Genomic DNA, 19833 nt, shown 5'->3' on the forward strand with positions numbered 1-19833 from the left:
CCTCGGCGGTGAGTATCTGCCCGCCGGCCTTCTCCACCAGCTGGGCCGTCTCGGCCAGGTCCTCGGCGGTGCCCAGTTTGTAGGGCACGGCTTCGAGGTCGCGACAGATGTCGACGCCGACGATGTTCGCCCCCTGCTCGGCGAACGTCACCGCGTGCGAGCGGCCCTGCCCGCGCGCCGCCCCGGTGATGAACACGACCCGGTCGTCCAACAAGCCCATGGATGCTCTTCTCTCGCCTCTGTCGGCCGCGGACCGGTGGCCCGCAGGGGCGGGGTCCGGTCGGACGGCACGGATGGTGCGGCCGGTGGTCCGGCCGGCGGGGCCGCGCGCNCCCCCCGAGCGCNGGCCGCCTGTGAGCCACCACACTAGTAAGACACCTGTCATATTGGAACCCCGGGGTGGGCCCCGATCGCCGCAGGCCGCCACGGACACCTCTTCACCTGGTGCAATGCCCGTCCGCATACACTCGTTGCACACGCAACGCGATGCCGGGATCACCGTCCGGGAACCGCTCGTTGCGACGAGGCCCGAGGGAGGCCGGGTTGCCGACGCCCGATCCGCTTCCCACGCCCGATCCGCTTCCCACGCTCGGCCCGCGCCAGGACGCCACGGACGCCGACTCCCCCACCCCCGACAGGGACNCGCNCCCCGCCGAAAGGGTCACGCTCGCTCCTGGCGGGGACGCGTGGCTGCCGCAGCGCCGGCGTGCCCCGTATCCGGCCAGCCAGGCGATCGGCGCGGAGGGCGCCCGCGCCTGCCAGGAGATCATCGCCGCGGCGCGGCGACTGTTCGTCGAACGCGGCTACCACGGCACGAGCGTCCAGGCGGTGGCCGAGGCCACCGGCCGTTCCGACGCCGCCTTCTACCAGTACTTCCGCGGCAAGCTGGAGGTCTTCCGGATCTTCTTCGAGGAGCTCGGCGTCGACCTGGTCGACCACTTCCAGCGGCTGCCGGTGCTCAGCGCGGGACCAGCGGGGTTCGTGGTGTTCCGGGCCTGGCTGGGCGAGCTCGGCGCCGTGCTGCGCCGCCACTCACCGGTGTTCGCCGAATGGCCGCTGTCCACCGCGGAGGCCGCCCTCGTCGACAACGCGTCCGTCGACAACCCGTCCGAGGAGTACCTGCAGGTGCTCGCCGCGAGCCTGCCGCCGCGGCTGGCCCGCGCCGACACCGGCGGGGTGGACACCCGGGTGCTCTCCGTCGCCGTGATCTGCATCGTCGAGTGGACGCACATCGTCTCCGACGCCCGCGGCAAGATCGCACGGCACCCCGACGAGGACGAGGCGCTGCACGACGCCCTCGCGGGCATGATCCACCGCTCGTTCTTCCCCGCCCCCGAACCGGCCCCCCGCTCCTGCGGGCCAACCCCGCGCTCCCCCGGCCCGTCCCCCGCCGGCCTCGTCCCCCGGCCGGATCTCGCCGCGCTGGCCCGCGCCGCCGGCGTCGTCGGTCCCACCGGCACGGCTCGCACCGCCGGCCCGTCATCCGGCGAGGTCCCCGCGCAGCGGGACGCGCCGCTGCCGCCGGGGCTGCGCAGATCCGTCACCGGTCGGGGGCGCTCCACCGTAGAGACGATCACTGAGGCGGCGGTCGCGGCCTTCGAGCAGCGCGGGCTCGCCGGCACCAGCGTCAACGACATCATCGCCCGCTCCGGCGTCGCGCACGGAACCTTCTACCGCTACTGGGCGGACCGCACGGCCATCTTCACGACGCTGGCGCACCGCGCCGCAGTGCACATCTGCGACCACTTCGACGCGCTGCTCGCCGTGGGCACCGTCGACGAGCTGACCCGCTGGCTCGACGACTGGCTGCGCATCGTCGAACGGCACGGCACCGTGTTCCACATCTGGACCTGCGAGATCCTGGACAACCCGCCGCTGTGGCCGCTGGCCCGCGCGGTGCGCCTTCACCTCGAGGACGTCGCCGCCCGCCTGCCGACCCCCTGGCCCACCGCGACGACGCCGACCGCGGCACCACCGACCACCGCACCACCGACCACAGCGACGCCGGCCACCGCGACGCCCGCCACCATGACGATCGTGTTGTGGACGGTGCTCACCGAGTTCCCCTACAACGCCTGGCTGCGCCATCCGGTGCTCACCCGCGAGCAGGTGCTGCACTGCCTGACCCTGCTGATGGCCCGCGGCGTCCTCGGCCTGCGGGACGCGACGGTTACCAGCGGACGGGCGGAACACCCCAGGACCGGCAGGTGACCCGAGTAATCCATAGCATCGGGTCCTGACCACTGACTGGATCACCCGGCGGCCGGACGTCCCAGCGGTCGGCGAACGCCCTCCTGAAGGGATCATTTCAGCTACGGCTGGTGGCTTCAGCGGCCCAGCGCGGCGGCTGCCTCGTACGGCGAAGGCGTCCGGACGGCGACGGCCGCCCTCGACCACGTTGCAGATCACCCATCCCACGCATCGCCTCATCAGTGAATTGACAAAAATGGCCGATAGCGTGGCGATACTCTGCCTGCTCCCGGGTGAGTGACGCCGCTAGTCTGTAAAGGCTTGTTCGGAATTGCCGCCGCAGAGTGGAAGACCTGTCAGATGACGATCAAGGAAACACGCGTCGCCGTGGTGACTGGTGCAGGCCGCGGAATCGGTCTTGCCATCGTGCAGGCCCTGGTCAGGGAGGGCTATGCCGTCGTCGCGGCGAGCCGCACGATCACCAGCGCACTGAAGGAGTTGGCGCCAGACGCCCTCGAAATGGACCTTGGTGCTCCCGAGGCGCCGGAACAGCTGGTTCGTCACGCTCTGGACCGACACGGCAGAATTGATCTGCTTGTCAACAACGTCGCGGGTACCTCGACGCCTCCGGGCGGCTTCCTGCAACTCGACGACGACGCGTGGCAGCACACGTTCACCATGACGCTCATGCCGACGGTCCGAACCACACGCGCGGCGCTCCCGAGCCTGCTGGAGCACCGCGGCGCGGTGGTGAACATCAGCTCGGTCAACGCCAGACTGCCGCAGCCGCGGCTCGTGGCACAGTCAGCGCTCAAGGCGGCGGTGTCGAACCTGGGCAAGGCGCTGGCGGAGGAGTTCGGCGGCCGCGGGCTGCGGGTGAACACGATCTCTCCCGGTCCGGTGCTGACGGACCTGTGGACAGCGCCGGGCGGCCCGGGCGACATGTTCGCGCGCCGGGCCGGCGTCGCACTGGAGGACTACATCGACCAGATCCCGTCGTCCATCGGTGTATCGACAGGCCAGTTCACCCGCCCGGAGGAGATCGCCGACCTGGTGGTCTTTCTGGCCTCAGGACGGGTCGCCAACATGAGCGGCACGGAACTTGTGATCGACGGTGGCATGCTGAAATCCGTCTGACGCAGAACCGTCCGACCATGGAACCGCGGACGGGGCCCGGCGGCTCCAACCACGACAAGTACCTCCGCCTGATCCTGGACCTCGGCGTCAAACCCCTGATCGCCCGTCCGGCACCGAGAACGGCTCCGGGCTCGGTACCCAACGCCGGGTGGCGGAGCTCGTTCGCCCACCTGCACGGGTTCCGCCGCCTGCACATCCGCTGGGAGATACGCGACGACATCCACGAGACCTTCCTCACCCTCGGATGCGCACTCATCTGCCGGCGACGCCTGAAGGCATCTCGGTAGGAGTTCTCACGTGATGTCGTCGACAAGAGCCTCGAGGCGGCGCTCTCCGTCGCGGGTGTGCGCGCCGGCGGCCAGGGCAGCCCTGGCGAGACGGGTTGCGGCGGGTTCGTCGAACAGTCCCTTGAGGAGCTCGTTGGCCTTCCGCAGGCCGTGCGTGGTCGATTCGACCGCGGTGTCGACCGCTTCGGTCGCGGCGCGGGCGACGCCGGGAGGAAGAGCGGCGATGCGGGCGGCGAGGGTGTCGACGACGTGGTCGAGCTCGGTGTCCGGCACGGCCCGGTTCACCCATCCAATCCGTTCCGCGGTCGCGGCATCGACCAGCTGCCCGCCGAGGATGATCTCCAGGGTGCGTGCGCGCCCCACGAGACCGGGCAGGTAGGCAGTGCCTCCCGCGCCCGGGATGATTCCCAGCCGACACTCCATCTGGGCCATTGCGGCGCGTTCGAGCGAGGCGAACCGCAGGTCCATCGCGGACAGCAGTTCCGCACCGCCGCCGCGGGCCAGTCCGCGCAGCTTGCCGATGGTGATCTGCGGCAGCGACCGGATGCGTTCGTGCAGGCGCATCATCGGGTTGAGGGACTGGTCTTGTTCGGGCGCGAGGGGGAGCGCAACGAACGCCGCGGGGTCGTCGGCGGCCGTCATGTCGCCGTGCGCGACGAAGAAGTCCGGATCCGCGCTGTCGAAAACGATCACCCGGATGTCGTGGGCGCCGGACATGGCGTCCGCAAACCGGTCCAGGTCCGTCATCAGGGCCGCGTCGAGCAGATTGATGGGAGGGTTGTCGATCACGACGTACGCCACGCCGCCGGCGAGAGAGATCTTGAGGGTCGAGTATGCGTCAGTCATGATTCCCGTTTCGCCGTCAGACTGGTAGGTATCTGAGGTATATCTAGTAGTACGGATATACTTCAACGAAATCAGGTATCGCGAGGGAGACCGACGTGCCCGACGTGACGCTCGACGGCGACGGCCGACATCTGCTCGACCAACTCTTCGACAAGTGGTCCCTGCTGGTACTGGCCGCACTGTGCGACCGTCCCCGACGCTTCAACGAACTCCGGCAGGACATGCCCGCCGTCACCCCGAAGTCACTGACCGCCTGCCTGCGACGACTGGAGCGCAACGGCATGGTCGAACGAGCGGTGGTGTCCACGGATCCGGTGGCGATCGAATACCGCATCACCCCCCTGGGCCGGACCCTTCGGTCCCCTGTGCACGCCATCCTGGAATGGGCCGTCGGTCATCTCGACGCAGTCGAGGCCGCCCGCTGTCACTACGACGAGCGACGTGCGGACACGTGACATCCCGGCCTGTCTCGCGCAGGACGGCGCCGTTCACCTCGACGCGGCTGCGGCGGCGCGTTCGGTGAGGCGGCGGGTCAGGGGGCGGTCGGCGGCGCCGAGGGCGGGCACGGTGACGGCGCCTCCGGTCAGCAGCGCCGCGCCGGCGCGGACGTCCTCGGGGGTCAGCGCACCGTCGACGGTGAGAACGTCGCCGGTGGCCACCGCGATGCGGTCGACCGCGTCGATGCCGGCCTCGAAGGCCAGGCCGGTGACGGTCGTCGACTCGTGCGCGAGCCACAGCGCCACCGCGGCCACCGACGCCGGCGGGGCGACCCGCTCGATCGCGGCGTACATCTCGGGCCGCGACCGGGTCCGGTCGGCGGCCAGCCGTGACGCCGCGAACGGCGCGACCGCGTTGACTGTGATGCCACGCCGGGCGCCTTCGAGGGCGAGCGTCTGGGTCAGGCCGTGCAGGGCACCCTTCGCGACCGTGTACGGCAGCGCGGCGGCCAGGCCGAAGTAGCCGGCGGCCGAGGTCGTCGTCACGATCCGCCCGTAGCCCTGCCGCACCAGGTGCGGCCAGGCGGCGGAGCACAGCGCCCAGGTGCCCAGCACGTGCACCCGGAAGAACTCGCTCAGCACGTCGGCGGTGACCTCGCGCAGCCGCACGATCCGGTCGATGCCGGCGTTCGCGACGACGACGTCCACCCGGCCGAACTCGGCGAACGCGCGCTCGACCAGCGCCTCGGCGACCCCCGGCTCGGCGACGTCGCCGAGGTGCGCGATGGCCCTGCCCCCGGCCCGGCGGATCTCGGCGACGACGGCCTCGGCCCCCTCGGCCCCCTCGGCCCCATCAGCACCCTCGCCCTGACCGCCGGCGGGACCCGGCAGGTCGTTGACGACGACGGCGGCCCCGCGGGCGGCGAAGGCGATCGCGTGCGCCCGACCGACACCGCGTCCCGCACCCGTGACGAGCACCGTGCGCCCCGCGAACGACAGCGGCTCCTGGGACGACGCCAGCCCCGGAGAGGACGCGTGCCCCAGAAACGACGCCGGCGCGGTGGACGACGACGCGGGGAGGTCGGCCGCGGTCACAGGTCCGCCGTCGGGGCGACCAGCACGTCGCCGAGGCGGGCGACGTCGTCGCGCATCTCGGCGATCGTGCGCCCGCGCACGGCGACGGTGAGCCGGTGGACGCCGAAGTCGGCGTACACCTTCGCCTCCTCGACGTTGCGCGCCCCGCCCGCGGTGAACTCCATGGCGTCGGGGTCGCGCCCGACCGCCCTGGTCTCCTCGCGGACCCGGGCGAGCAGCTTCGGCAGCTCGACGAGCGGGTCCTGGCCGGGGAACACGAACGGGAAGTAGCCGTCGCCGCGGGTCGCCGCACGGCGGATCGCCGCCTCCGACGCCCCGCCGACGAACAGCGGGATCGCCCGGCGCACCGGCCACGGCCGGCACTCCACCTGGTCGAAGCTGACGTGCTCGCCGGCGAAGGTCGCCGTGTCGTCGCGCCACAGCACGCGCATGGCGTCGATGTACTCGTCCATGCGCCGGCCCCGGTTGCGGAACTCCATGCCGACGGCGGCGTACTCCTCGGGCAGCTCGCCGACGCCGATGCCGAGCATCAGCCGGCCCCCGGACAGATGGTCGAGGGTCGCGGCGGTCTTGGCGAGCACCGTCGGCTGGTGCTCCGGCAGGATCAGCACGCCGGTGCCGAGGCGGATGCGGCTGGTCACCGCGGCGACGTAGGTCAGCCAGATCAGCGGGTCGGGCATGCCGCCGCGCCGCGACAGCCGGTCCATGCTGCCGTTGGTGACGCCGCGGTACGGGGTGGCGTCGGTGCGGCGCGACTGCACGACGTGCTCCGGCGCCCACAGCGACTCGAACCCCGCCTGCTCGGCCGCGACGGCGAGCGCCACGGCGTCCTCGGGGTCGGGGAACCCGGTGCTGGCGAAGACGATGCCCCACTTCATCGCGTGCCCCGATTCATCGCGTGCCCCACTTGGTCACAGGCTCTCCTCAGGAGTTCACGGTCGGGGCGTCCTCGACCGCGGCGTGGCGGCCGAGCAGGTCGGCGAGGTAGGGCTGGGCGGCGCCCATCCCGCCGTCGACGCGCAGCACGACCCCGTTGACGTAACGGGCGGCGTCGGAGGCGAGGAACGCCACGACCCGGGCGACCTCGTCGGGCGTGCCCAGCGGGGACGGGGTGTGGGCGGCGAACACGGCGCGCATCCGGCGCAGCCCGCGGCCGGGGCCGCGGACGGTGTCGGTCAGCACGAGTCCCGGGGCGATGGCGTTGCAGCGCACCCCGACCGGGCCGTAGCGGGTGGCGATGCTGCGGGTCAGCGACTCCAGCGCCGCCTTCGACGCGCCGTAGGCGGGGCGCAGGTGCTCGGCGGCCGCGGCGGCCCCCGACGAGGTGTTGACGATCGACCCGCGGCCGGCGGCGATCATCGCGGGCAGCACGGCGCGCGCCAGCAGCATGGGCCCCCGCACGTTGACGGCCATCGTCGCGTCCCAGAGCTCCGCGGTCATGGTCAGCACCTCGGCGTCGCCGCCACCGCCGGACAGCGCGGTCGCGGCGGCGTTGTTGTGCAGCACGCCGATCGGGCCGAGCTCGGCCACGACCCGCTCGACGCAGTCGCGCACGGCGGCCTCGTCGGCGACGTCGAGGGCGAGCGCGACGGCCCGCCCACCGGCCGCGACGATCTCGTCGCGGACCCGCGCCGCCGACGCCTCGGCAAGGTCGGTGACGGCGACCGCCGCGCCCTCGGCGGCGAGCCGGCGGGCGCTGGCCGCGCCGATCCCCGAACCCGCGCCCGTGACCAGCGCGACCTCGCCGGCCAACGCACCGCCCGCCGACGAACCGCCGGCTAACGGGCCCTGGGCGCCGGCGCGGCCGGTCGGCTCACCGGAGGTAGTCATAGCCGCCGTCGACCATCAGGGTCGTGCCGGTGATGTACTGGGCGTCCGGGCCGACGAGGAAGACCACGGCGCGGCCGACGTCGGCCTCGGCGTCGCCGAGTCGGCCCAGCGGCACCTGGGCGGCGAGGCTCGCCGCGGCATCGGGCAGGTCGGCGGTCCAGCTGTCGAAGCCGGGCGAGCCGGCGAGCGGGCAGACGACGTTGACCCGGATGCCGTAGCGGCCCCACTCGGCGGCGGCGACGCGGCTCATCGTCCGCAGCGCCTCCTTGACCGCGGCGTAGGCGCCCATCGCGGGGCGGGCGGTCAGCCCGCTGCCCGAGCCGAAGTTGACCACGCTGCCCTTGCTGGCCCGCAGGTCGTCGAAGCATGCCTGCATGAACCGCAGCGACCCGACCGGGCCCGACTGCCAGACGGCGTCCAGGTCGTCCTCGGTGAGCCGGCGGATCGAGCCGTACCGGGTGGTCTGCGCGACGTTGACGAGGCTCGTCACCGGGCCGAGACCAGCGCGCACCGCGGCGACGGCGGCGTCCACGTCGGCGCGGACCCCCGCGTCGGCCTGCACCGCGATCGCCCGCCCGCCCCGCTCGACGATCTCGGCCGCCACGGCCTCGCACTTGGCGAGCGTCCGCCCGACGACCGCGACGGCCGCGCCCTCGGCGGCCAGCGCCAGCGCCACGCCGCGCCCGACGCCCTGCCCGGCGCCGGTCACCAGGGCAACCGTCTCGGCCAGCCTCACGCCGTTTCCCGCACTGTCGCCGTTTCCCGCACTGTCGCCGTTTCCCGCACTGCCGCCGTTTCCCCTACTGCCGCCGTTTCCCCTACTGCCGCCGCCTGCAGGGTGGCGTAGAGCGGGTCGGTGCGGTCGCGCCGCGGCAGGTGCTCGCCGAACTTGGTGATCCGGTCGCGGTCGGCGTCCCAGGGCCGGACCCACTCGATGACGGTGATCCGGTCGGCGATGCGCCACCGCCCGTCGCGGCGCTCGAACCGGTCGACGTACCGGAAGCCCGCGGCGTAGTTCCACCGCACGTCGCCGGCGGGTTCGCCCACGTGGTAGGCCACGCCGTAGCTCTCGGCGACGGCGACGTGGGCGTCGGCGACGTCGTGGCCGGCGGGGATGTCGACGAGGACGTTGCCGAGATGGTGCATGGTCATCGTCTGGCGACCCAGCAGCGGACCGACCCAGTCGATGAACTCGTCGCGGGTGCCGGTGAAGGGCCCGTGCCGGTCGGTCGCCTCCGGCCAGTAGCAGCCGCGGACCAGTTCGAGGTCGAGCCGGTCGATGCCGCGGCAGTACTCCAGCAGCACCCGGCGGATGGCGGCCTCGTCCGCGGCCGTGGCCGGCCCGCCCGTCAGCGCGCTCACCGGCAGGCCTGGCGCGCGTCGCGGGCAGCGGGACCGACGATGTTGACGGGAGCGACAGATTCGGCGGGTGCTCGGCCCCCGAGCTGCCCGGTGGCGGACAGTACGCGGGCAGTTCCCTGGCCTCGTAAGTCGGGAATGTCCGTCGTCATCGCTCGCCCACCTCCATGGGAGGCCGCCGCTGGCCTCGCCACCGTCATTGGAGCGACGTTTGACGGTCATGTCAACATGCAGGATGCTCGACCGGTGGGGCCGTCGGGCGCGGCGATTCAGCATGCGTCCGGAACGTCATCCGGACCGGTCACGCCGCCGCCACGGCCGACCGATCCGCCTTCGGAACATCAGCGACACACACTGTAGAGATCAGTCCGTCATAGCTCAGTCCGTATGGACATCGAACTGTTCGAGGAGACCGGAGCCGATGAGGCAGGACATCCGATGAAGCAGGACATCCTGGCCGGCGTGCGGGTCGTCGAGGTGGCGACGTGGACGTTCGTCCCGTCGGCGGGCGCCGTGCTCGCCGACTGGGGCGCCGACGTCGTCAAGATCGAGCACCCGGTCACGGGTGACCCGCAGCGCGGCCTGATCAGCTCTGGCATCGTCGCCGGTGCCGGCAGCATCAACCACTTCATCGAGCAGCCCAACCGCGGCAAGCGCAGCCTCGGCCTGGACATCGGCAGCGAGTCCGGCCGCGAGATCCTGCAGAAGCTGGTCGCGCAGTCGGACGTGTTCGTCACGAACCTGCTGCCCGACTCCCGCGCCCGCGCCGGCATCGACGTCGACGACGTCCGCGCCTGGAACCCGAAGATCATCTACGCCCGTGGGCACGGCTACGGCTCGCGCGGCGAGCAGGCCGGCCGCGGCGGCTACGACATGGCCGCCTACTGGTCGCGCGGCGGCATCGGCGACTCGCTCATCCCGCACGAGGGCGACTGGCCGGCGCCGCAGCGGCCCGCCTTCGGTGACACCTACGGCGGCTTCGCGCTCGCGGGCGGCATCGCCGCGGCGCTGTTCCGCCGCGAGCGCAGCGGCGAGGCGCCCGTCGTCGACGTGTCCCTGCTGGCCGCCGCGATCTGGCAGCTCGCCCCGGACATCGTCGGGGCGGGCGTCACCGGCGCCCCGATCCCGAAGTTCCAGCTCGAGGAGATGCCCAACCCGGTCGCGAACCTCTACCGCACCGGCGACGGACGGTTCCTCGCGGTCGTGCTGCTGCAGGCCGACCGCTTCTGGGCGGACTTCTGCACCCGTCTGGGCCGCACTGACCTCATCGACGACCCCCGGTACAGCGACGCGAAGGTCCGCTTCGTCAACCGGCGCGAGTGCATCGCCGAGCTGCGGGCGACCTTCGAGTCGGCGCCGCTGTCGCACTGGGAGAAGGTCCTGGCCGACTTCGACGGCGTCTGGGACCCGGTGCGCACCGCCCCCGAGCTGCACCAGGACCCGCAGGTCCAGGCCAACGGCTACCTGCCGAAGATCACCGATGGCAACGGCAACACGTTCTCCGTCGCGGCGAGCCCGGTGCAGTTCGACGAGAAGCACCTCGAACTCACCGCCGCCCCCGAGCACGGTCAGCACACCGAGGAGATCCTCCTCGAGCTCGGGTACGACTGGGACAAGATCATCGAGTTCAAGGAAAACGGCGCCACGTCCTGAGCGATCACGGCGGTCCGGGCTGCGGCGACGCACGCCCGGACCACCGCCGCGCGTACTGCTCCGTCATCCCCGCGGGGCGCCCCCGGCGCCTCCCGCCGAGCCCCACGAGGTATCCAGCAGTGATCGACCAGGTCGGGGTCGCCGACACCGAGGATCAGGCCGCGCTCACCGAGGCGGTGGCCGGCCAGCTCGCCCGCCACTGGCCCGCCGACGAGCGGCACAAGCAGATCGCCGACCCGGCGCAGGTCTCGGAGCTGCCGGTGTGGGCGGCGCTGGCCGAGGTGGGGCTGGCGGGCCTGCCGCTGGCCGAGGAGCAGGGCGGCGCCGGCGGCCGCTGGGCCGATCTCGCCGTCGCCCTGGAGGCGGTCGGCGCGGTGCTCGCGCCGGTGCCGAGCATCGGCGCCGCCGCGGCGCTGGGAACCCTGCAGGCGCTGCCCGGCGCGGCGGCGTCGGCGCTGCTCGCCGCCGTCGCCGAGGGAACGGCGGCGACCCTCGCCTGGACCGCGCACGAGGATCTGTGGGGCGCGCCCGGCTCGGTGCGTGCGGCCGCGGCATCCCCTGCGCCCTCGGACGGTGCGCCGGTGGCTCTCACCGGCGAGGTCTCGGCCGTGCTGTCGCCGGAGGCGGCCCACGTGCTGGTGCTCGCCGAGGCATCGGGCGGTCCGCTGCTGGTCGCGGTCGACGCCGGCGCGGCCGGGTTCGACCTGACCCGCGTCGCCGGCGTCGACCCGACCCGGCCGCTCGGCACGCTGACCCTGCACGACACCCCGGGCACCGTGCTGGCGACGGGCGCCGAGGCGCTCGCGGCGGTGCGCCGGGGCCAGGCCACCGCGGCGCTGGCGCTGGCCGCCGAGCTCACCGGTCTCGCCGGGCACTGCCTGACCGGGGCGGTCGCCTACGCGGCCGACCGCCACCAGTTCGGCCGGCCGATCGGCTCCTTCCAGGCCATCAAGCACCGCTGCGCCGAGATGCTCGCCGAGGTCGAGCAGGCCCGCGCGGCCACCCGCCACCTCGCCGCCCGCCTCGACGCCGCCGCCGACCCAGCCGAGCTCGACGACGCCCTGGCGCTGGCCCTGCTCGCCGCCGGCCGCGCCGCCCACGTCGTCTCCAACGAGTACCTGCAGGTCCTCGGCGGGATCGGCTTCACCTGGGAGCACGAGGTCCACCTGTACCTGCGGCGCGCCGCGGCCACCGCGCCGCTACTCGGCGGCGCCGCCGCGCACCGCGCCCGGCTCGACCCGACGCGGCGCGGCGCCGGGGCCCGCCCGGCGCTGAGCGTGCCCGACTCCGGGCCCGCCGCCGAGCTCGCCGGGCACGTCGCCGCCCTGCTGCCCGCCTGGCGCGAGCGCTGGGGCGACGAGGTGTCGTTTCCCGCCCGGATGGCCTGGCAGCAGGCGCTGCACTCGGTCGGCTGGGTCGCCCCCCAGTGGCCGGTGGAGTACGGCGGGCGCGGGCTCGGCATCGTCGACCAGGTCGCCTGCGACCGGGTCATGGCGACCCACCGGGCGCCGCAGCCGCTCGGCGGCGTCCTCGGCCTGAACAACGTCGCCCCGACGCTCATGCGTTACGGCACGCCCGCGCAGAAGGCGCACCTGCCGGCGATTCAGGCCGGCACCGAGATCTGGTGCCAGGGCTTCTCCGAGCCGGGCTCGGGCAGCGACCTGGCCTCGCTGCGCACCCGGGCGGAGCTCGTCGGCGACGGCGACGACGCCGAGTTCGTCATCACCGGGCAGAAGGTGTGGACGTCGGAGGGCATGGAGGCGACCCACTGCCTGCTGCTGGCCCGCACCGATCCGGACGCGGCCCCGCACCGCGGGATCTCCGCGCTGCTCGTGCCCCTCGACCTGCCCGGCATCACCCGCCGCCCGATCACGATGATCACCGGCGAGAGCGGCTTCGCCGAGGTGTTCTACGACTCCGTCCGCGTCCCGCGCAGCGCGCTGCTCGGCCCGCTGCACGCCGGCTGGACGGTCACGATGACGACGCTCGGCTTCGAGCGGGCCGGTGTCATCGAGCTCGCCGCCGGGCTGGAGCAGTCCGTCGACGACCTGGTGACGGCGCTGTCGGGGCACGGCCTGGACGAGCAGACCCGCCTGGAGCTCACCGACCGGCTCGTCGAGGCCCGCCTCGTCGGCCTGCTCGGCAGCCGCGCGCTCGGCCGCATCGCCGAGGGCGGCGCGCCCGGCGCCGAGCATTCGGTCATCAAGCTGCTGTGGTCGCGGGCCACGCAGCACCAGGGCGAGACGCATCTCGCCGCGCTCGGCCTCGCCGGCATCGCCGACTCGACGGGACACCGCGCCCAGCGGGAGTACCTGCTGTCGCGGTCGGCGACGATCGCTGGCGGCACCACCGAGATCATGCGCAACATCCTCGCCGAACGCGTCCTCGGCATGCCCCGCTGACCTGCGACCAGGCGGCGATCACGGGGTGCCGCGGAGCCGGGCCCAGGTCGGCCCTCGGCCTCGGACACGCGTCGGGCCGGTAGCCTGGAGATCGGCCCCACCGAGGAGACGCGCATGCCAGCAGCCGAGCCCGACGTGGGCGGGGGCGTCACCGGCAGCGCGGCCAGGACCGCCGCGGCCAGGACCGCCGCGGGCGGGACCGGCGGGGTCGGCGCGGGCGGGGTCGGCGTCGTGGGGCAGCGGCTGCGGGTGCCGAAGATGGCCGAGCTGGTCTCGGCCGACCTGCGCCAGCGCATCGTGCGCGGCGAGCTGGTCGAGGGGCAGGCGCTGCCGACGGAGGCACTGCTCGTCGAGCAGTACGGGGTGTCCCGGCCGACGCTGCGGGAGGCGCTGCGCATCCTGGAGGCGGAGTCGCTGATCATGGTGCGCCGCGGCGCGGGCGGCGGGGCGCGGGTGCAGACACCGAGCCCCCAGGTCGCGGCCCGCTACGCGGGGCTGGTGCTGGAGCATCGCGGCACGACCGTCGCCGACGTGTGGGAGGCGAGGCTGTACCTGGAGCCGCCGGTCGCGGGGCTGCTGGCCCGCCGGCGCACCCGCGCCGACCTGAGCCTGCTGCGCGCGGCGCTGGAGCGCCACGGTGCCGATCCGGCCGAGACGGTCCGGCTGCACAACGACTTCCACGCCCTCGTCGTCCGGTTGGCGGGTAACGAGACCCTCGAGCTGCTCATCGGCATGCTCAGGGAGATCGTCGACCGGGCCACCTGGTCCGCGGTCGAAAGCGACCTCGGGACACCGGTGCAGGCCGACACCGAGCGGGCGACCATCCGGGCGCATCACGCCCTGGTCGATCTGCTCGAGGAACGGGACGCGGCCGGTGCACAGGCGTTGTGGCGGCGCCATCTGCGGGCCGGCGCCGCCTACCTCGACGGGGGCGGCCGCAACGCCGCCGCCCTCGACCTGCTCGCCTGAGGGCGTGAGCCGCGGTTCACGCAGCCCACGCCCTCGGCGGTCAGCTCAGCAACGAACGGGTCAGTTCGCGCCGAGCTTGTAGATTCCGGTCGCGTCGATGGTGCGGAAGTTCGACAACGTGCCGGTCTTGGACGCGTCGGCGACGAATCCGGTGGTCGAGCAGATGTTCGCCGACACCGGGCTCGCCTTGCCGTTGCACTGGAAGGTCGCCCCGCCACCGATCGGGTAGGGGGTGGCCGGCGCCGTCTTGATCGCCGTGGTGACCCCGGCCGGCGTCACGTCGGTGCCCGGCACGGCGTTGACCGCGCGGATCAGGCCGAGCATGCCCTGGTAGCCGCTGACGGTGTAGGCGTCGACGGTCTTCAGGCCCTTGCCGTAGGCGTCGATCACGGCCGAGTACAGCTTGTACTCTGCGGTGGTCGGGTCCTGGTTGGCCTGACCCATGATCTTGACACCCTCGAAGCCGCCGGGGATCGAGGCGCCCTTGTCGGAGCCGACGCAGCGGTCCAGCGCGGTGATCGTGGCCTTGATGCCGAGAGCCTTGATCGCCTTGATCGCGCTGGCGCAGAAGGTCGGGTCACCCGTGATGTGGTACAGCGCGGGCTTGTCCTTCTGCGCGGTCTGGATCTGCGGGGTCATGTCGGCGGTACCCGGCGGGATCGCGATGACCGTGGCCTTGCTGCCCGCGTTGTTGAAGAAGATCGGCGAGAGCGCCTTGGCCGGGCCGCTGGCCGCGGGCACGTCGATGACGAGCACGACGGCCGGGGACAGCTTGGCTTCACGCGCGTACGCCGCCGCGGTGCCGAACGGCCCGAGCGGGTTGCCGAGCAGGAACACGTTCTTCGTCGACAGCGCGGTCTGCGTCGCGACCAGGTTCAGCACCGTCGGGATCCCGGCGGGAGAGACGATCTTGATCCAGGGGTCGGCCTGCCCCGGGCTGCCGCCGGCCACGGCGGAGACCTTTTCGCGGACGAACGTGTTGCCACACGCCTGCGCGTCCGCGGGGACGGATTTGTCCTCACAGCTGACGATCTCGATCGGGTGCCCGCGCAGTCCACCGAGGTGGGCGTTGGCGTAGTCGGCGGCGGCCTGCGCCGACCTCTCCTCCGCCGAGGCGTCCACGGCCTGGGTGTGGCCGGTACCGATCCAGCCGATTTTCACCGGGGTGCCGGTGGCGGCCTTCGCCGGGCCGAGCAGCGCCGAGTCGGCCTTCGCCGTCCCGCCGCTGCTGCCACCGCCGCTGCTGCCACCGCAGGCGGCGGCCACCAGCGAGGTGGCGAGCAGGACGCCGGTCAGCGCGGTGCGGGTACGCGGCCGCGCGACCAGCCGGCCGGCGGACGTGAAACGAAGCGGTAACAAGCGCACGGTGGTGCTCCTTAGTCATCTCATCAACTACATGGATGCGCGGTCCGTGGACCGAACAGCCCACGGACCGCGCGGATGGTGCGTGCTGCGGGCCAGAAAGGATGTGGGGGGTCAGGCGGAGGCGCCCGCCTCGGCTCCCAGGTAGGCGGCCTCGAGACCGGCCCGGTCGTTGGCGAGGTCGGCGGCCGGGCCGCTGCGGACGACCTCGCCGTGCACGAGCACGATCGCCTGGTCGGCGACCTCCAGCGCGAGCTGGACGTGCTGCTCGACGAGGATGACGACGGCCCCGGTCTCGTCGGCGATCCGGCGGACCACGGGCAGCAGGCCCTCGACGATCACCGGTGCGAGACCCATGCTCATCTCGTCGATGAGCAGCACCCGCGGCTTCTGCACGAGCGCGCGGGCGACGGCGAGCATCTGCTGCTCCCCGCCGGACAACGCCCCCGCCGCGACGCTGAGCCGCTTGCCCAGGCTCGGGAACAGCTCGACGACATCGTCGAGACTGTATCCCCCGGAACGCCGGGCGACGACGAGGTTCTCCCGGACGTCGAGATCGGGGAACAGCGCACGGTCGTCGGGGACGAGCACGATGCCGGCCCGGTTCGCCGCCGCCGGCCGTCCCCCCGGCACGGGCGTGCCGTCCACCAGCACCTCGCCGCCCAGCCGCGGCAGCAGCCCGGCGAGGGTCATCATCATCGTGGTCTTGCCGGAGCCGTTCGGGCCGAGAACGCCCAGCACGGTCCCACTGTCGGCGGTCAGGTCCAACGACCGGACCACCCGCACGGCGCCGTAGCCGGCCTCCAGCCCACGCACGTCCAGCAGCGGCGTGGCGGCGCCCGTCCCGGCCCCGCCAGCCACCACCGCGGCGGTACCCGCGACCGGCTCCTTCACCACGACCGGCTCCTTCGCCGCCGCGGGGATCACCGCCGGCTCGCTCGCCGCGGCCACCTCCTTCGCCGCGGCCACCTCCTTCACCGGGGTCGGCTCGGCGGCCGCCGTCGGCGCGGCGGTCGGCTTCTCCGCCGGGGTCGGCTCGGTCGTGCCCGCCGGCTTGCTCGCCACCGCGTCCTTCGCCACCGTCGACTCGGTGGCGGTCGACTCGGTGGCGGTCGACTCGGTGGCGGTCGACTCGCTCGTCGCAGTCGGCTCGTTCGTCACGCCGGGCTCGCTCGTCGCGGTCGGCTCGTTCGCAGTCGGCTCGTTCGTCGCGGTCATGCCGACACCTCCTCCGCGTGGGTGCTGCCGAGATAGGCCTCGGCGACCGCGGAATGGCTGCGGATCTCCGCCGGGGTGCCGTGCGCGATCACCTTGCCGAAGTTGAGCACGTGGATCTCGTCGCAGAGGCTGAGCACGAGGCTCATGTCGTGTTCGACCATGAGGATCGTGACGCCGCTGGCGCGGATGTCGCGCAGCCGCTGGCCGAGCCAGTGGCTCTCGACCGTGTCGAGACCACCCGCGGGTTCGTCGAGCAGCAGCACCCGGGGGCGCCCGACGAGGGCCCGGGCGATGGAGACGAGCTGGCGCTGGCCCTGGGAGAGCTCGCCGGCAGGACGGTCGGCGACGGCGGTGAGCCGCAGCAGGGTGAGGGTCGCCGCGACCTCCTCGGAACTGGAACTGCCGGCCTGGCGCCGCGAGGCGCCCGCGGTCAGCCCGACGCTGACGTTCTCCCGGACGCTGAGGTCCTCGTAGAGCTCGATCGCCTGGAAGGTCCGGCCGAGCCCGGCGCGGACCCGTTCGTGCGGACGCAGCACCGACACGTCCTGGTCGGCGAGCGCCACGCTGCCGGTGGCCCGGGCGAATCCGCTGATCGCGTCGATCGCCGTCGTCTTGCCGGCGCCGTTCGGGCCGATGAGGCCGACGATCCGCCCCGGCGGGACGGCCAGGGACAGGCCGTCGACGGCGAGCACACCGCCGTAGCGGACGGTGAGGTCGCGCACGGTCAGCAGGGGCTCGCCGGCGTCGTCGAAGGTGACCGCCGGCGTCGCGGTCGCCGCCGCGGCGTCGGCGACGATCTCGTCGGCCTGCGCGACCACGGCGTCCTCGGGCGCGACGAGCGCGTCCGACCGGATGTTCGCGGCCCGCGAGCGGCGGCGTTCGATCAACTGGTGGGCGGGGCCGACGATGCCCTCGGGGTTGAACACGACGGTGAGGATCAGCAGCAGCGCCGCCACCGCCTCGTACCAGACCCCGGTGGAGACGACCTTGTCGACGAGCGCGTAGACCAGCCCGTTGACGACGGTGACCCCGGCGAGCAGCCCACCGGAGACCGAGGTCGTGCCCGCGAGGTAGACGGTGCCGAAGAAGGTCAGCCCGACGATGGCGGTGAACGGGTCGTTGGTGACGTTGCCGTACTTGTAGGCCAGCAGCGCCCCGCCGATGCCCGCGATGAACGCCCCGAGCGCGAACGCGGCGAGCTTGACCCGCACCACGTTGACGCCGGCCGCGGCGGCGGAGCGCTCGTTGGCGCGCACGGCGAGCATCTGCGAGCCCAGCGTGCTGGTGCGCAGCCAGGCCACACCGAGCCCGACGAGCACGAGCACGAGCAGGCAGACCACCCCGAACGTCACCCGGGGGAAGTCCGAGCCACTGCCGACGCCGAGGTCCCACCCGAAGATCTCCGGGTTGGGCACCGACGCGCCGGAGGAGCCGACGAAGTCGAGGTTGCGGAACCACAGCGCTTCCAGCGCGAACGCCAGCGCGAAGGTCACCACCGCGACCGTCAGTCCACGGATGCGCAGCGCGGGCAGGCCGATCACCACGCCGATGACGGTGGCGCCGAGCGCGGCGACGATCGGCGCGAAGGGGAAGGCGATGTGCAGGTGCTCGGAGATCGGCCCGACCAGGAACGCCGCGACCCCGGCGAGCGGGAGCTGCGCGAACGACACCTGCCCGGCGTAGCCGGTGACGACCACGACCGACAGCGCGATGACGGCGTAGACGAACGTGGAGATCAGCCCGTCACGCAGGTCGCCGGTGAACGCGATGAGGCCCACGACACCGAGCACGGTCGGAACCACGGTCGGCAGCACCACGTTGTGCGGTCGAGGGGCACGGCCGAGGTTGCGGGTGATGACCGCTCCGCGGCCGGGCAGTGGCTGGGCGCGCACGACGAGGACGATGAGGATCAGGACGAGTGGGACGAGCTCCGGCAGGCCGGACGACGGCAGCCAGTCGTAGTTGTTCTGCAGGTACTGGGCCTCGGACTGCAGGGCACCGATGACGATGCCGGCGACCGTCGCCCACAGGACGTGCTGGAACCGACCCATGATCGCCGCCGCCAGGGCGGGGACGATGAACAGGGTGTAGGAGACGGGGATCAGCGGGACGATCGGCGCGATGAGGATGCCCACCAGCCCGGCCGCCGCCGAGGAGATCATCCAGTTGCCGGCGGCGACCCGGTCCGGGGAGATGCCGCTGACGTAGGCGCCCTTCTCGCTCGACGCCGTCGCGCGGGTGGCGAGGCCGAAGCGGGTGCGGGCGAACACGAGCGAGATCACGGCGGCGAGCGCGAGCACGGTGATCGCCAGGTAGACCCGGTCGCTCGGAACGTTGATCGAACCGGCCTTCCACAGGTCGGTCGGGAAGATCGGGTCGACCGCGACGGCGGTGGTCCCCATCCGCGCGGCGATCAGGGCGGTGATGGCCAGCGAGACGCCGAGCGAGGCGACCGCCTTGGCGACCGGTGGCGCGTTGCGCAGCGGCCGGAAGATCACCAGATGCAGCCCGAGGCCGAGCAGGGCGGAGAGCGCCACCGCGATCGGCAGCGCGGCACCCATCGGTAAATCGCCACCGATGTCGATGGTCGTCGGCGTGCCGGGGATCAGGTTGATCAGCTCGCCGGAGCGCAGGTAGGCATAGACGTAGGCGGCGAGCAGCGCGATGCTGCCCGTCGCGAAGTTGATGATCCCCGAGCTTCGGTAGGTGATGGTGAGCGCGAGCGCGAGCGCACCGAACACCGCACCGTTGCCGAGGCCGAGGAGCAGGAAAACAATGTGTTGACTCAAAAGTCACTCCGCAGGATCGTCCCAGAGCGGGAGGGGCGCTCAGGCCTGCGCAGGTCGCGGATCACCGCGCCTCGACAGGACCTCGGGGCGCGTGACGGATCTCGCCGGCCCCCCGATTGAGTTAAACTCATTGGATTCTTGTGTCTTACTTCACAGCCTGTCAAGCGATGCCGTGACCTGCGGCGGAACGGGCGGCAAACGGCCGGTTCGCGGCCAGCCGGAGGACCCGCTCCGCACCCGGCGTCACGCTGCGTCCGCG

16 protein-coding genes and 1 pseudogene are annotated in these 19833 nt (G+C 72.9%); 7 read left to right on the forward strand and 10 right to left on the reverse strand.

The window, feature by feature from the left end:
- Positions 1-220, reverse strand: a pseudogene (locus FF36_RS23210) (SDR family mycofactocin-dependent oxidoreductase); the annotation flags it as partial.
- A 548-nt stretch (positions 221-768) separates the two neighbouring features.
- Between FF36_RS23210 and FF36_RS23215 the strand changes: the two are divergent.
- The 3 genes from FF36_RS23215 (at position 769) to FF36_RS41110 (ending at position 3614) form a co-directional block, all read left to right on the forward strand.
- The gene (locus FF36_RS23215) at positions 769-2211 is read left to right on the forward strand and encodes a TetR/AcrR family transcriptional regulator (RefSeq protein ID WP_277912979.1); all 1443 of its coding nucleotides are present in this window, start codon (positions 769-771) and stop codon (positions 2209-2211) included.
- 339 nt (positions 2212-2550) lie between these two features.
- The gene (locus FF36_RS23220) at positions 2551-3327 is read left to right on the forward strand and encodes an SDR family NAD(P)-dependent oxidoreductase (protein WP_044887279.1); all 777 of its coding nucleotides are present in this window, start codon (positions 2551-2553) and stop codon (positions 3325-3327) included.
- A gap of 17 nt (positions 3328-3344) precedes the next feature.
- Positions 3345-3614: a hypothetical protein gene (locus FF36_RS41110; RefSeq protein ID WP_173667305.1), complete on the forward strand. Its 270-nt coding sequence runs from the start codon at positions 3345-3347 to the stop codon at positions 3612-3614.
- 6 nt (positions 3615-3620) lie between these two features.
- Here FF36_RS41110 and FF36_RS23230 read toward each other — a convergent pair whose 3' ends face one another.
- Positions 3621-4526 (reverse strand): enoyl-CoA hydratase/isomerase family protein, encoded by a 906-nt coding sequence (locus FF36_RS23230; protein WP_236706023.1) that lies wholly within the window; start codon positions 4524-4526, stop codon positions 3621-3623.
- Between the two features lie 29 nt (positions 4527-4555).
- Between FF36_RS23230 and FF36_RS23235 the strand changes: the two genes are divergently transcribed.
- Positions 4556-4915: a winged helix-turn-helix transcriptional regulator gene (locus tag FF36_RS23235; RefSeq protein ID WP_011604684.1), complete on the forward strand. Its 360-nt coding sequence runs from the start codon at positions 4556-4558 to the stop codon at positions 4913-4915.
- Positions 4916-4948: 33 nt separating this feature from the next.
- Here the strand turns inward: FF36_RS23235 and FF36_RS23240 are convergent, their stop codons facing one another.
- Genes FF36_RS23240 through FF36_RS23260 form a run of 5 tightly spaced genes read right to left on the reverse strand, consistent with a single transcriptional unit; the run spans position 4949 to position 9184 of the window.
- Entirely contained in the window at positions 4949-5992 is a 1044-nt protein-coding gene (locus FF36_RS23240) for an SDR family NAD(P)-dependent oxidoreductase (protein ID WP_236706022.1), read from the reverse strand.
- Complete coding sequence (locus FF36_RS23245; RefSeq protein WP_044887281.1) at positions 5989-6870, reverse strand: LLM class F420-dependent oxidoreductase; 882 nt, start codon at positions 6868-6870, stop codon at positions 5989-5991. Before FF36_RS23245 ends, FF36_RS23240 begins: the two co-directional genes overlap by 4 nt.
- A 46-nt stretch (positions 6871-6916) precedes the next feature.
- Positions 6917-7822, reverse strand: a complete 906-nt coding sequence (locus tag FF36_RS23250) for an SDR family NAD(P)-dependent oxidoreductase (protein ID WP_242422773.1) — start codon at positions 7820-7822, stop codon at positions 6917-6919.
- Positions 7806-8558, reverse strand: coding sequence for an SDR family NAD(P)-dependent oxidoreductase (locus FF36_RS23255; protein ID WP_011604680.1), 753 nt, complete (start codon positions 8556-8558; stop codon positions 7806-7808). Before FF36_RS23255 ends, FF36_RS23250 begins: the two co-directional genes overlap by 17 nt.
- Positions 8555-9184 (reverse strand): nuclear transport factor 2 family protein, encoded by a 630-nt coding sequence (locus tag FF36_RS23260; RefSeq protein ID WP_044887282.1) that lies wholly within the window; start codon positions 9182-9184, stop codon positions 8555-8557. Before FF36_RS23260 ends, FF36_RS23255 begins: the two co-directional genes overlap by 4 nt.
- Positions 9185-9619: 435 nt before the next feature.
- On the opposite strand from FF36_RS23260, the gene FF36_RS23265 reads away from it, so the two are divergent.
- The 3 genes from FF36_RS23265 (at position 9620) to FF36_RS23275 (ending at position 14205) form a co-directional block, all read left to right on the forward strand.
- A complete protein-coding gene (locus tag FF36_RS23265) occupies positions 9620-10834 on the forward strand; it encodes a CaiB/BaiF CoA transferase family protein (RefSeq protein WP_044887310.1) in 1215 nt (404 codons plus the stop codon).
- 119 nt (positions 10835-10953) lie between these two features.
- The gene (locus FF36_RS23270; RefSeq protein WP_044887283.1) at positions 10954-13236 is read left to right on the forward strand and encodes an acyl-CoA dehydrogenase family protein; all 2283 of its coding nucleotides are present in this window, start codon (positions 10954-10956) and stop codon (positions 13234-13236) included.
- A 114-nt stretch (positions 13237-13350) separates the two neighbouring features.
- On the forward strand, positions 13351-14205 hold the full coding sequence (locus FF36_RS23275; RefSeq protein WP_339325620.1) for a FadR/GntR family transcriptional regulator: 855 nt from the start codon (positions 13351-13353) through the stop codon (positions 14203-14205).
- A gap of 60 nt (positions 14206-14265) precedes the next feature.
- Here FF36_RS23275 and FF36_RS23280 read toward each other — a convergent pair whose 3' ends face one another.
- The 3 genes from FF36_RS23280 to FF36_RS23290 all read right to left on the reverse strand — a co-directional run bounded on the left by FF36_RS23280 (position 14266) and on the right by FF36_RS23290 (position 19574).
- Complete coding sequence (locus FF36_RS23280; protein WP_044887284.1) at positions 14266-15570, reverse strand: ABC transporter substrate-binding protein; 1305 nt, start codon at positions 15568-15570, stop codon at positions 14266-14268.
- A 111-nt stretch (positions 15571-15681) separates the two neighbouring features.
- Positions 15682-16392, reverse strand: a complete 711-nt coding sequence (locus tag FF36_RS23285) for an ABC transporter ATP-binding protein (RefSeq protein ID WP_236706046.1) — start codon at positions 16390-16392, stop codon at positions 15682-15684.
- Between the two features lie 389 nt (positions 16393-16781).
- Entirely contained in the window at positions 16782-19574 is a 2793-nt protein-coding gene (locus FF36_RS23290; protein ID WP_044887285.1) for a branched-chain amino acid ABC transporter permease/ATP-binding protein, read from the reverse strand.
- Positions 19575-19833: the final 259 nt, after the last annotated feature.

The organism is Frankia torreyi (assembly GCF_000948395.1).
Taxonomy (GTDB): Bacteria; Actinomycetota; Actinomycetes; order Frankiales; family Frankiaceae; genus Frankia; species Frankia torreyi.